Origin of the sequence: Streptomyces finlayi (genome assembly GCF_014216315.1) — a bacterium.
Taxonomy (GTDB): domain Bacteria; phylum Actinomycetota; class Actinomycetes; order Streptomycetales; family Streptomycetaceae; genus Streptomyces; species Streptomyces finlayi_A.
Genome location: NZ_CP045702.1, coordinates 6,840,870 through 6,852,911, shown reverse-complemented (window position 1 = coordinate 6,852,911; position 12,042 = coordinate 6,840,870). Strand labels below are relative to the sequence as shown.

Sequence of the window (12,042 nt, the reverse complement as noted above, 5' to 3'; positions counted from 1 at the left end):
TTTCAAAGGAACCACCAACCTGCCGAAGCAGGCCGGGGTATCAACATATTTGGCGTTGACTTTTGGCACGCTGTTGAGTTCTCAAGGAACGGACGCTTCCTTCGGTCCCGTTTCACCGGGGCCCTCCGGGCGCTTCCCTTCGTTCTTGCGTTTCCGACTCTATCAGACTCTTTCGCGTCCGATTCCCGGTCGAAGCGGGATTCCTGCTGAGCAGGAGAATTGCTACTTCGCTTTTCAGAGAATTCGCTTTCGCGGTTTCCCTTTCCGGCGAGTCCGACTCTATCAGCCTTTTCCTGTTCCCTTTGACCGGTCCCGCAGGCATGCGGGAGCAGAGGTGAGGGTTAGGATCTGGGCTTGATAGTCGCCGCCGACCCCCGACTCAATGTCGCGTTGGGGTCAGGCAGGAGTACGACAGTACAGGCCGCCGGGAGTCGAGGCAAATCGTTTCTGGTGCACCCCTAGGTCCGCCAACCGGTAGGTCTAGGGCGGAACCGGGACTTCATATGACTTACGCTGCTGAGCAGTACGCCGTCCCCCATCAGCCACGGCGGCGACCCATGAAGCTCCACCCCCTGGGAGGCTCCCCATGACCAACGTGACGTCCCCTCTGCCCGGACGTGCCATCGGGCTCACCGCGGTGCCCGACCCGGTCTTCTCCGGCGCCATGGTCGGCCCCGGAACCGCCATCGATCCCGTGCGCGAGCCGTCCGAGGCCGTATCCCCGGTCGACGGCATCGTGGTCTCCCTCCACCCGCACGCCTTCGTCGTCGTCGACAGCGAAGGACACGGAGTGCTGGTCCACCTCGGTATCGACACCGTCCAGCTCAACGGCGAGGGCTTCGAGCTCCTCGTCAACAAGGGTGACACCGTCGTCCGCGGCCAGGGCATCGTGCGGTGGGACCCGGCTGCCGTGGAGGCGGCCGGCAAGTCTGCGATCTGCCCGGTCGTCGCGCTCGAAGCCACGGCCGACTCCCTCTCCGACGTCCGTGAGGACGGCGACGTGAAGATCGGCGACCCACTGTTCGGCTGGCAGTAGAGCCTTCCCAGACGTAACAGCCAGTTGGACAACCGCCGCGGTGACACGGTCACCGCACAACCGGAGACGGGTGAAATGGAGACAACGCTGCGAGGCGTCGGTGTGAGCCACGGTGTGGCGATCGGCGAGGTCCGGCACATGGGTACGGCGGTCCTCGAACCGCCGGCCAAGCAGATTCCCGCGGAGGAGGCCGAGCGTGAACAGGGGCGTGCTCGCCAGGCTGTGGACGCTGTGGCCGCCGATCTGATTGCGCGCGGCAATCTGGCCGGGGGCGAGGCTCAGCACGTGCTCGAGGCCCAGGCCATGATGGCGCAGGACCCCGAGCTCATCGCCGATGTGGACCGGCGTATCGCTGTCGGCAGCACCGCCGAGCGCGGTATCTACGACGCGTTCGCCGCCTACCGTGCCCTTCTGGCCAACGCCGGTGAGTATCTGGCGGGGCGGGTCGCGGACCTCGACGACGTACGGAACCGGATCGTGGCCCGGCTGCTCGGTGTGCCGATGCCCGGTGTGCCCGACAGCGACGAGCCGTACGTGCTCATCGCACGGGACCTGGCTCCGGCCGACACGGCTCTGCTCGATCCGACGCTGGTTCTCGGCTTCGTGACCGAGGAGGGCGGGCCCACCAGCCACAGCGCGATTCTCGCGCGGGCGCTCGGTGTACCCGCGGTCGTCGCGCTGCCGGGCGCCGGTGAGCTGGCCGAGGGAACGGTTGTCGCGGTGGACGGTTCGACCGGCGAGATATTCGTCGATCCGAGCCCCGAGAAGCGCGCGGAGCTGGAGAGCGCCGCCGCGGCCCGCAAGGCCTCGCTGTCGGCTTCGACCGGTCCTGGTGCGACGTCGGACGGCCACAAGATGCCGCTGCTCGCCAACATCGGCGGTCCCGCCGATGTGCAGGCGGCCGTGGAGGCGGGCGCCGAGGGTGTGGGGTTGTTCCGTACGGAGTTCCTGTTCCTCGACGACAGCAAGCAGGCGCCGTCCGAGGAGAAGCAGGTCGCTGCCTACCGGACGGTGCTGGAGGCGTTCCCCGAGGGCCGTGTGGTCGTGCGGGTGCTGGACGCGGGCGCCGACAAGCCGCTCGACTTCCTGACGCCGGTGGACGAGCCGAACCCGGCGCTCGGCGTGCGGGGACTGCGCAGTCTGCTGGAGCACCCTGATGTGCTGCGGACGCAGCTGACGGCGCTGGCGAAGGCGGTCGAGGGGCTGCCGGTCTATCTCGAGGTCATGGCGCCGATGGTGGCCGACCGCGCCGACGCCAAGGCGTTCGCGGATGCCTGCCGCGAGGCCGGACTGCAGGCGAAGTTCGGGGCGATGGTGGAGATTCCGTCCGCCGCGTTGCGTGCGCGCTCGATCCTCCAGGAGGTGGAGTTCCTGTCGCTGGGCACCAATGACCTGGCGCAGTACACCTTTGCCGCCGACCGCCAGGTGGGGGCCGTCTCCCGGCTCCAGGACCCGTGGCAGCCCGCGCTGCTCGACCTCGTCGCGCTGTCGGCCGATGCCGCCAAGGCCGAGGGCAAGAGCTGCGGTGTCTGTGGTGAGGCGGCCTCGGATCCGCTTCTCGCCTGTGTGCTGACCGGTCTGGGTGTCACCTCCCTGTCGATGGGTGCCGCGTCCATTCCGTACGTGCGCGCCACGCTGGCGAAGCACACGCTGGCCCAGTGCGAGCGTGCGGCCGCTGCCGCGCGTGCGGCCGACTCCGCCGAAGAGGCGCGGAACGCCGCGCAGGCGGTGCTGTCGGGCGAGTAGTCCGGCCCAGTGGTTGAAGGAAGGGGCTTCCCGCCGTTGGTGACGGGGAGCCCCTTCCCCTTGCGTGAACGTGCGGCCTGGAGTGTGGCCAGAAGTGCCTTTCAGTGGTGCAGTCAGTGGTGGGATTCCGGTTCGTCGGCGCCGATGTCGAATCCGGCGCGGTATTCGACGCCTGATTCCGGGGCGACCGGTTCGCCCGTATCGGCATCGGTGCAGTAGGCGCTGAAGACCTCTCCTTCGGTGAGGGGGACGAGGCCGCCGCGGATCAGCCGCCAGCCGTGGACCCGGTCGGGCGTGTCAGGGCCGCTGGTGCGGAGCACCACTCCCCCGCGGGTTTCCAGTGCGATGCCCACCGCGAGAACGGTCGCGAACTCGGCTCCTTCCGAGGAGTCGAGCCGGGCCGGGCCCGTGGGACCGCGCTCGGTGTGGAGGACGGCCAGGAGCTGTTCGTTCTCCGTGGGGGTGCTGCACACCATGTGGTGGGTGCCGGGGCCCGCTGTTTCCAGGAGGCGGGCCAGGAGGTGGGAGGCCCGGTCGAAGGCGGCTCGTCCGATGTCCTGTCCGCAGTCGACGCACTCACCGAGGCCGGCGAGGAGCATCGTGGCGTACTCCCACGTGGCCCGGCGGACGGCCCGGTTGATGAGGAGCGGTACGAGGGTGTCGATGGGCTGGCCCGCGTAGGCGACGGTGGCGCCGCCCGCGGCGATCTCGGCGGTGAAGCGGGTGCGGCTGGTGCCGCTGTCGGGGTCGAGGTGCGATTCGGCGCAGAACTCCGCGTAGTCCTCGGGATCGAAGAGGGCGACGGTGGTGTGCATGCCCTGGGCCGCGAGGGTCTTCAGCAGACCTTCGACCTGCTGGAGATAGACGGTGTGGTTGTCGAAGGTGAAGCTGCGGTACTGCCGCATCGCCGCGAAGTCCTGCGTATCGACAAGGAGGCCGATCGTGCTGGGTGCTTCGCGGCGCAGCGTGCGCCGCATGGATGTGATCTGCCTGAACTGCCGGGTGTGCGCCATGTGTCCCCCTGTGCGCTGTCGATGATTGCTCACTCAGCGTAACCAGGGGGACTGACAGCGGCTCCGGCGTGCGGGCGGTCAGCGGCGGGTGCGGGCCAGGTCCACGTAGAAGTGGAGGAGCTCGATGTCGTCCACCGAGCCCGGGTTGACGGCCTTGGCCAGGGGTGTGCCCTGGAGCAGGCGCTTGACCGGAACCTCGATGCGCTTGCCGGTGAGGGTGTGCGGGATGGCGGGCACCTCGATGACCTCGTCGGGTACGTGGCGGGGGGAGAGGTTCTCGCGGATGGTTCGCCGGATGGTGTCGCGGAGCTCGTCGTCGAGGGTGGCGCCTTCGGCGAGGTGGATGAAGAGCGGCATCCAGTAGCCGCCGTCGGGCTCCTCCAGGCCGATCACGAGGGATTCGCGGATCTCGGGTAGACGTTCGACGGCCTCGTAGATGTCGGCGGAGCCCATGCGTACGCCCTGCCGGTTGAGCGTGGAGTCCGAGCGGCCGTGGATGACGACTGATCCGCGGTCGGTCATCGTGATCCAGTCACCGTGGCGCCAGACTCCGGGGTACATGTCGAAGTAGCTGTCGTGGTAGCGGCTGCCGTCGGGGTCGTTCCAGAAGCGGATGGGCATGGAGGGCAGTGGGTTGGTGACGACGAGTTCGCCGACCTCGCCGAGGAGGGGCTTGCCCGCGGGGTCCCAGGCCTGGAGGTCGGTGCCGAGGCAGGGTGCCTGGAGTTCGCCGATGTGTACGGGGAGGGTGGGGACCGCGCCCGCGAAGCAGCTGCAGACGTCCGTGCCGCCGCTGACCGAGGCGATCCAGAGGTCTTCGGCCACCTCGTCGTGGAGCCAGCGGAAGCCGTCGGGCGGCAGTGGGGAGCCGGTGGTCGCCACGCACTGGACGCGGGAGAGGTCGTAGTCGCGTCCTGGGTGGATGCCGGCCTTGGCGCAGGCCATGACGTACGCGGCCGAGGTGCCGAAGAGTGTCGCTCCGGTCTGTTCGGCCACGCGCCACTGGGCGCTGACGTCCGGGTAGCCGGGGCTGCCGTCGTACAGCACGACCGTGGTTCCGGTGAGCAGGCCGGAGACGAGGAAGTTCCACATCATCCAGCCCGTGGAGGTGTACCAGAAGAGGCGGTCTTCGGGGCCGAGGTCGCAGTGCAGGCCGATCTGCTTGAAGTGCTCGAGGAGGATGCCGCCCTGGGACTGGACGATCGCCTTGGGGAGTCCGGTGGTGCCGGAGGAGTACAGCACCCAGAGCGGGTGGTCGAAGGGGACCTGCTCGAATACGGGCTCGGTGTCCGCGGAGGTGAGGGCGGACCATGCGAGGGTGCCGTCGGGTGCGTCCGTGCCGAGCAGCGGAATGTGGACGACGGCGCGCAGGGTGGGGAGTTCACGGCGCAGTTCCGCGACGGTGTCGGTGCGGTCGTGTTCCTTGCCGCCGTAGCGGTAGCCGTCGACCGTGAACAGGACGACGGGTTCGACCTGCTGGAAGCGGTCGAGGACGCTGCGGGCACCGAAGTCGGGGGCGCAGGAGGTCCATACGGCGCCGACGGCCGCGCTGGCGAGGAACGCGACGACCGCTTGCGGGATGTTGGGCAGATACCCGCTGACCCGGTCGCCGGGGGTGACGCCGAGGGCGCGGAGTTCTGCGGCGAGGGACCCGACCTGGCGGCGCAGGTCCGACCAGCTGATCGGTACCTGGGTGTGGGTCTCGTCCACGTGGAGCAGGGCGGAGGCGTCGGCGCGGAGGGGGTCCTCGGCGGTGCGCAGGGCGTGCTCGGCGTAGTTGAGCGTGGCGCCGGGGAACCACTGGGCGCCGGGCATGGAGCGCTCACCGATCACGGTGTCGTACGGGGAGGAGAACCGTACGTCGAACCAGTCGGCGACGGCCTTCCAGAACGTGTCGAGTTCATCGACCGACCAGCGGTGCAGTGCGGCGTAGCCGCCCTCGGCAGGTGCTCCGTACCGTCCGGCCGCCCAGTTCTGGAAGCGGGTGACGGCCGCGGCGGCGATGCGGTCGGCGCCGGGCTGCCACAGGGGGGCTTCTTCGGCAGGTGCGGTCATGGGTCGGCTCCCTGGCTGTACGGGTACGCGGGGTGGGCGTGTCGCGCGCACGTGCTGGGGTGTGCGCGAGCGGCTCTACGGACGATGCCATGTGATCGTCTTTCGCACCAGGGTCGCCCAGCCATGGTTGCCCGTCCCGTTATGTGGTTCGGCCACGGTGAACGGAAGTTGAACGGAGCCTGTTTCACCCAGGGCGGCTGGCAGGGTGGGCCGTATGGACGGTCGTGACCTGGTGCGCTCGGTGAGAATGGTCGGTTCGGTACAAGGTCTGCGCACGGTGCGCACGGCCTGGCGGCACCGGCGTGCGGATGCGCGGGCGCTGCCGCCGCGCGGTGCGGAGCGGGCGCGAGTACCGGGCTTGCTGACGGGGGCGGAACCGGGTCCCGGCGGGGGTGTCGTGCGGTTCACCCGTTCGGAGCTGCGGATACGTGTCGCGGCGGGCGGTGCGGTGTTCTGGGCCTGGGACGGGGCGGAGGCATTGCCGTCGTACGCCCTGCCGGGTGACGAGCCGGAGCCGGACCCGCGGGCGTCGCTGGAACCGGACAAGGACGGCGGCTGGCAGGTGGTCTCGGAGCGGCTGACGGTGGCGGTGTCTCGGCACGGGGCGGTCGAGCTGCGTACGCCCGGTGGGCTCGTGCTCCGGCGGGAGCTGCCGCCGCGCTGGTGGGAGCCGGTGGCGGGAGGTGCGGCGCGGTGGGTCCAGCGGTCCGAGGTGCCGGCCGACGCGCGGTTCTTCGGGCTGGGCGGGTGGCCGTCCGGTGCGCGGCTGCGGGAGGGGACGTACCGGTTGTGGAACCCGGGGCCCGGTGACGCGCCGCGGAATCTCACGATGCCCGTGCATCTGGTCGTGTCGGATGCGGGGACGCATCTGTTCTTCCACGACAACGCGTGGTCGGGGCGGGTGTCCTTGTGCGAGGGCGGGGAGGGCGCGGGCTCCGGGCATGACAGGCCGGGAACGTGTGAGGTGCGGATGGACGGGGGTCCGCTCCGCTGCTGGGTCGTCGCGGGGACCCCGGCGCGGGTGCTGCTGGGCTGGACGGCGTTGACCGGTGCCCCTGCCCTGCCGCCGTCCTGGGCGCTGGGCGCGCAGCACGGCGGGCCGGGGGCGGGCGGGGAGGATGAGGTGCGGCGGCTGGTCGCCGGGTACCGGGAGCGGGGGCTGCCGCTGTCCGTTGTTCACCTGGATCCCGGCCGGGGCGGGGCTCAGCAGGCGTTCGGTTCGGGTCGCGAGCGGTTTCCCGGTCTGCCCCGGCTGGCGAAGGAGCTGCGGGAGGACGGTGTCCGGCTGGTGGCGTCCGTCGGGCCCGCCGTGTCGGCGGAGCCGGGGGACGCCGTGTTCACCGGTGGGCAGCGGGTCGGGCCGGCCGGTGCGTACGTCCGGGATGCCGGGGGCCGTGTGGTGCGGGGTGCCGGCCGGCCGGCCGGGTCGGTCTGTCCGGACTTCACCGATCCGCTGGTGCGTGAGTGGTGGGGTGGGCTGTACGGGGAGCCGCTGGAGCAGGGCTTCTCCGGTGTGTGGCACGAGCCGGGTTCACGGGCGGGCGGGCACGGTCCGGCGCTTCCGCTTTCGGCGCGGTACGCCCTGGAGGGACGCGGCGGTGATCGCCGCGAGGCGCACAACGTGTACGGGCTGGCCATGGCGCGTGCCGGGCACGAGGGGGTGGGCCGGTCGCGGCCGGACGAGCGGCCGTTCGTGGTCGCGCGTTCGGGGTGGGCGGGGGTTCAGCGGTACGGGGGTGTGCGGGCCTGTGCGGGGCCGGCCGGGTGGCCGGGGCTGCGGGCCTCGCTCGCTCTGGTGCTGGGTCTCGGGCTGTGCGGGGTGCCGTACGCGGGGGTCGGCGGGGCCGGCGCGGAGGAGTCGGACGAGCTGTACGTACGCCGGCTTCAGCTGGCTGCCCATCTGCCGCTGTTCCGGGTCGGCGCGGACGGGGACTCGGACCGGGGCTCGGGCGTGCGGGAGCCGTGGGAGTCCGGGCCGGAGGTCCTCGCGTACGCGAAGGCCGCGTTCGACGGGCGGGAGAGGCTGCTGCCGTATTTCGTGACGCTGGCTCAGGTGGCCCGGTTGACGGGTGCCCCGTATGTACGGCCGTTGTGGTGGGGGGCGTCCGGTGACCGGGCGCTGAGGGACTGCGAGGACGCGTTCCTGCTGGGTGACGCGCTGCTCGTGGCGCCGGCGCTGGAGCGCGGGACGGAGCGGCGGGCGGTGCGGCTGCCGCGCGGGCGCTGGTACGACACGGCGACCGGGGAGGCGTACGAGGGGCCCGGGAAGGTGCTGGTCGATGCCCCGTTGTCACGGATTCCGGTGCTGGCGCGGGCCGGGGCGGTGATTCCGGTGCGGGGTGCGGAGGGCGGTATCGAACTGGAGGTGTGGGCTCCGCCGGTGGGCCGTACGGGCGGGGGTCTGTTGGTGCGGGACGCCGGCGACGGATGGGCGCGGTCGGCGGTCGAGCGGTTCACGTCGCGGATGGCGGACGGGCGGGTGCTGGTCGAGCGGGACGGCGGTGAAGCGGGGGCGGCTCTGCCTCCGTTGCGGGTGAGGGGGCTCTAGCGGCACCGGACGGTCAGCCGTACCGGCCGGCGAACCAGGCGTGGGCGGCTCGGGTGTGCAGGGGGAAGGCCAGTTCCCGGGCGGCGCGCAGCACTTCGTAGCCGGCGGTCTCGGCGGTGGGTACGGAGGCCGGCAGGTCCGCGGCCGGGCGCGGGGGCAGCAGGCCGAAGAGCAGGAGGTGGCCGTCGCGGCTGCTCATCGCGTCGGCCAGGCGGACGTCCTGCTCCTGGGCCTCGATGCCGGTTTCCTCGCGGAGCTCGCGTACGACCGCGTGGCGCCAGTCCTCCGCGTGGTCGATGAAGCCGCCGGGGAGCGCGGTTCCGCCCTGCTGGGGTGGGACGGCGCGGGTGATGACGACCAGTCCGCCGCCGCGCGCGTCGGTGACGGGGAGCAGGGCCACGGCGACCGGCAGCGGGTTGCGGTAGGCGGTGGCCCCGCAGCTCGCGCAGGTCCGGGGCCAGGAGGCGGAGTTCGCCGCGGGGTACTGCGTACCGCAGCTGTCGCAGTGCGAGTCCCGGGCGGGCGTCGTGTGCGGGTTCGTGGGTGCGGACACGGGCGGACTGTATCCGATCACTCTTTCGCGGGGAGCCCGGAGCTGATAGACGATGTGCCCATGACAGGAATCCGCACCGCTTTCCGCACCATGGCGGCATTGGCCGCCACCCTGCTCGCCGTGACCGTCGCCGCCCCGGTGGCCGGGGCCTCACCCGAACCGAAGGCCCCCGGCGAGTTCGTCTCGCTGCGCTCCGTCGATCCGACGATCATCCAGGAGATGCGGTACACCACCGCCCACAACTTCCTGGGGGCGCCCGTCGACGGCTACCGGCAGCCGGTCTGCATCCTGACGCGGCCCGCCGCCCGCGCGCTGCACGAGGCGCAGACACGGCTGTTGCGCCAGGGCTACTCGCTCAAGGTGTACGACTGCTACCGGCCGCAGCGGGCCGTGGACCACTTCGTGCGCTGGGCGAAGGATCTCGACGACCAGACGATGAAGGGCGAGTTCTACCCCCGGGTCGACAAGACGCGGCTGTTCGAGGACGGTTACATCGCCGAGAAGTCCGGTCACAGCCGCGGCAGCACGGTGGACCTGACGCTGGTGAAGCTGCCGGCGGCGCCCACCAGGCCGTACGTGCCGGGTGAGGCACTGACGCCCTGCTACGCGCCGCAGTCCGAGCGCTTCCCCGACAGCTCGGTCGACATGGGGACGAGTTACGACTGTTTCGACACGCTGTCGCACACGGAGGACCCGCGGATCCAGGGCATCCAGCGCGCCAACCGCCAGCTGCTCAAGCAGACCCTCGCCGGCCGGGGCTTCGTGAACCTGGCCGAGGAGTGGTGGCACTTCACCTTCAAGCCGGAGCCCTTCCCCAGCACGTTCTTCGACTTCCCGGTGGCGAAGCGGTCCGTTGCGGGGCACTGAGGCCTCGAGCCCCGGTGAACAGGCGGCCGGGACCACCCCCGTGGGCTCCGGCCGCCCGTTCTCCTCTTCGGACGCGGGCGGGCCGTATCCGGTTGCCGTTCCAGCCGTTAACGTGCCCGTATGTCACAGCAGACGTTCGATTCGTACGAGGAATTCTGGCCCTACTACGTGGCGATGCACTCCCGGGCCGCGACCCGCTGGGTGCATCTGACCGGGACCCTGACCGGCCTCACGGTCGCCGCCTACGGGCTGGCGCGCGGGCGACGGCGGTACCTGGCGGCCTTGCCGCTCCTCGGGTACGGGGCCGCCTGGCCGGCGCACTTCTTCGTCGAGAAGAACAACCCGGCCTCGTTCGGGCATCCCGCGTGGTCGCTGCGCGGTGACGTGCAGATGATCCGGATGATGCTCGCGGGCCGGGACGGGGAGCTGGCCGAGACCGCCGCCAAGTGGCTCGCCGGAAACCGCTGACCGTGGCACACTTCTGACGTTCCGTCAGTTCCAGTGCCGGGAGGGGCTTTGTCGCGCACGCGCACACCCGTGGTGGCCGGTTGGTTCACCGAGGACAGCACCGATGAGGACTTCCGGCTACTGGGGACCCGATGTTCCGGCTGCCGCACGGTCTTCTTCCCCCGCGAGGACCGTTTCTGCCGTAACCCGGGTTGCTCCGGGGGGGAGTTGGCCGAGGTGCCGCTCTCCAAGCGGGGCACGGTCTGGTCGTTCACCGACGGCCGGTACCGGCCCCCTCCCCCGTACGTCTCGGATCCGGACGTGCCCTGGGAGCCCTGCACCCTGATCGCCGTCGAGCTGGCCGCCGAGCGCATGGTCGTGCTGGGGCAGGCGGCGCCGGGGGTGGGGGTGGCGGATCTGGAGGTCGGGACGAGGGTCGAGGCGGTGCCCGGTGTGCTGCTCGGTGCGCCCGGAAGCGGGGGGCCGCGGACCACGTGGAACTGGCGGCCCGTACCGGCTCCCCGGCCAGCGGCACCCGAGGGAGGCACGGCATGACCGGCGATGTGGCGGTCCTCGGGGCCGGGATGCATCAGTGGGGCAAGTGGGGGCGGAGCTTCGTCGAGTACGGCAGGGTCGCGGCGAAGGCCGCGCTCGCCGACGCGGGCCTCGACTGGCGCGACATCGGCTCGGTGGTCGGCGCGGAGACCGTGCGCGGCGGCTATCCGGGGTACGTGGCCGGGTCGACGTTCGCGCAGGCGCTCGGCTGGCAGGGCGCGCGGGTGACCAGTGTGTACGCGGCCTGCGCCTCGGGGGCCCAGGCGGTCAACGCCGCCCGTGCCCAGATCCTGGCGGGCCTTGCCGACGTGGTGCTCGTCGTGGGCGCGGACGCGGCTCCCAAGGGATTCTTCGCTCCGGCGGGCGGCGAACGGCCCGACGATCCCGACTGGCTGCGGTTCCGTGTCCTGGGGGCGACGAACCCCGTGTACTTCGGGCTCTACGCCCGGCGCCGCATGGCTCTGTACGGGGACACGGCCGAGGACTTCGCGCTGGTCAAGGTCAAGAACGCGGCGGCGGGCGCGCTGAATCCCCTCGCCCGGTACCGCGCGCCGGTGACGGCCGAGCAGGTCGCCGCGTCCGCCGTGGTCGCCGATCCGCTGCGGCTCCTCGACATCTGTGCCACGTCCGACGGCGCGGCGGCGCTCGTCCTGTCCAGCATGGACTTCGCCGGGCGCCACGGGGCCGCCGACCCGGTCCGTATCCGTGCGGTCTCCACCGTCACCCCGGCCTTCCCGAGGGAGGTGCTGGATCTGCCGGACATCGCGACGGACTCCGCGGTGGCGGTGGAACCCGCTCCGGAGACTTTCCGCGCCTCGATCGCCCGGGCCGCGTACGAGGAGGCCGGTCTCGGCCCGCAGGACCTTTCGCTCGCCGAGGTGTACGACCTCTCCACCGCGCTGGAACTGGAGTGGTACGAGGACATCGGGCTGTGCGCACCCGGTGAGGGCGCGAAGCTCGTACGCGAGGGGGTGACCGCGCTCGGCGGGCGCGTCCCGGTCAACCCGAGCGGTGGGCTGGCGTCCTTCGGGGAGGCGGTTCCGGCCCAGGCGATCGCCCAGGTCTGCGAGCTGACATGGCAGTTGCGCGGGACCGCGGGCGAACGGCAGGTGCCGGGCGCCCGCGCCGGGATCACTGCGAACCAGGGGCTGTTCGGTCACGGCTCGGCCGTCATCGCGGTGCGCTGAGACCCGGCGGTCCTCGCGGACACGGCCCTGCGACA

At 71.3% G+C, this 12,042-nt stretch carries 10 protein-coding genes; 7 read left to right on the top strand and 3 right to left on the bottom strand.

Going from position 1 to position 12,042, the window contains the following annotated elements; all coding sequences use genetic code 11:
• The first annotated feature begins 586 nt into the window (after nucleotides 1–586).
• A complete protein-coding gene (locus F0344_RS31400; protein WP_185301991.1) occupies nucleotides 587–1,036 on the top strand; it encodes a PTS sugar transporter subunit IIA in 450 nt (149 codons plus the stop codon).
• A 75-nt stretch (nucleotides 1,037–1,111) separates the two neighbouring features.
• Nucleotides 1,112–2,782 (top strand): phosphoenolpyruvate--protein phosphotransferase, encoded by a 1,671-nt coding sequence (ptsP, locus tag F0344_RS31395; RefSeq protein WP_185301990.1) that lies wholly within the window; start codon nucleotides 1,112–1,114, stop codon nucleotides 2,780–2,782.
• A gap of 113 nt (nucleotides 2,783–2,895) precedes the next feature.
• On the opposite strand, the gene F0344_RS31390 is transcribed toward ptsP, so the two are convergent.
• A complete protein-coding gene (locus F0344_RS31390; RefSeq protein ID WP_185301989.1) occupies nucleotides 2,896–3,795 on the bottom strand; it encodes a hypothetical protein in 900 nt (299 codons plus the stop codon).
• Between the two features lie 78 nt (nucleotides 3,796–3,873).
• Nucleotides 3,874–5,850: an acetoacetate--CoA ligase gene (locus tag F0344_RS31385; protein WP_185301988.1), complete on the bottom strand. Its 1,977-nt coding sequence runs from the start codon at nucleotides 5,848–5,850 to the stop codon at nucleotides 3,874–3,876.
• Nucleotides 5,851–6,064: 214 nt separating this feature from the next.
• Between F0344_RS31385 and F0344_RS31380 the strand changes: the two genes are divergently transcribed.
• On the top strand, nucleotides 6,065–8,398 hold the full coding sequence (locus tag F0344_RS31380) for a glycoside hydrolase family 31 protein (RefSeq protein ID WP_185301987.1): 2,334 nt from the start codon (nucleotides 6,065–6,067) through the stop codon (nucleotides 8,396–8,398).
• 13 nt (nucleotides 8,399–8,411) lie between these two features.
• Here the strand turns inward: F0344_RS31380 and F0344_RS31375 are convergent, their stop codons facing one another.
• Complete coding sequence (locus F0344_RS31375; protein WP_258050177.1) at nucleotides 8,412–8,951, bottom strand: NUDIX domain-containing protein; 540 nt, start codon at nucleotides 8,949–8,951, stop codon at nucleotides 8,412–8,414.
• A gap of 60 nt (nucleotides 8,952–9,011) precedes the next feature.
• Between F0344_RS31375 and F0344_RS31370 the strand changes: the two genes are divergently transcribed.
• The 4 genes from F0344_RS31370 to F0344_RS31355 all read left to right on the top strand — a co-directional run bounded on the left by F0344_RS31370 (nucleotide 9,012) and on the right by F0344_RS31355 (nucleotide 12,007).
• The gene (locus F0344_RS31370) at nucleotides 9,012–9,818 is read left to right on the top strand and encodes a M15 family metallopeptidase (RefSeq protein WP_185301985.1); all 807 of its coding nucleotides are present in this window, start codon (nucleotides 9,012–9,014) and stop codon (nucleotides 9,816–9,818) included.
• Nucleotides 9,819–9,938: 120 nt separating this feature from the next.
• Nucleotides 9,939–10,286 carry a DUF962 domain-containing protein gene (locus F0344_RS31365; RefSeq protein WP_185301984.1) on the top strand — a complete coding sequence of 116 codons (348 nt, stop codon included), beginning with the start codon at nucleotides 9,939–9,941 and terminating at the stop codon, nucleotides 10,284–10,286.
• Nucleotides 10,287–10,334: 48 nt separating this feature from the next.
• Nucleotides 10,335–10,820 (top strand): Zn-ribbon domain-containing OB-fold protein, encoded by a 486-nt coding sequence (locus tag F0344_RS31360; RefSeq protein WP_185301983.1) that lies wholly within the window; start codon nucleotides 10,335–10,337, stop codon nucleotides 10,818–10,820.
• The gene (locus tag F0344_RS31355) at nucleotides 10,817–12,007 is read left to right on the top strand and encodes a lipid-transfer protein (protein ID WP_185301982.1); all 1,191 of its coding nucleotides are present in this window, start codon (nucleotides 10,817–10,819) and stop codon (nucleotides 12,005–12,007) included. The genes F0344_RS31360 and F0344_RS31355 overlap by 4 nt, the downstream gene beginning before the upstream one ends.
• Nucleotides 12,008–12,042: the final 35 nt, after the last annotated feature.

What these genes read in the sequence shown, in the direction of transcription:
- ptsP (WP_185301990.1), top strand. Translation starts at nt 1,112, where the DNA reads ATGGAGACAACGCTGCGAGGCGTCGGTGTGAGCCACGGTGTGGCGATC.
- F0344_RS31390 (WP_185301989.1), bottom strand. Translation starts at nt 3,795, where the DNA reads ATGGCGCACACCCGGCAGTTCAGGCAGATCACATCCATGCGGCGCACG.
- F0344_RS31385 (WP_185301988.1), bottom strand. Translation starts at nt 5,850, where the DNA reads ATGACCGCACCTGCCGAAGAAGCCCCCCTGTGGCAGCCCGGCGCCGAC.
- F0344_RS31355 (WP_185301982.1), top strand. Translation starts at nt 10,817, where the DNA reads ATGACCGGCGATGTGGCGGTCCTCGGGGCCGGGATGCATCAGTGGGGC.
- F0344_RS31400 (WP_185301991.1), top strand. Translation starts at nt 587, where the DNA reads ATGACCAACGTGACGTCCCCTCTGCCCGGACGTGCCATCGGGCTCACC.
- F0344_RS31370 (WP_185301985.1), top strand. Translation starts at nt 9,012, where the DNA reads ATGACAGGAATCCGCACCGCTTTCCGCACCATGGCGGCATTGGCCGCC.
- F0344_RS31365 (WP_185301984.1), top strand. Translation starts at nt 9,939, where the DNA reads ATGTCACAGCAGACGTTCGATTCGTACGAGGAATTCTGGCCCTACTAC.
- F0344_RS31380 (WP_185301987.1), top strand. Translation starts at nt 6,065, where the DNA reads ATGGACGGTCGTGACCTGGTGCGCTCGGTGAGAATGGTCGGTTCGGTA.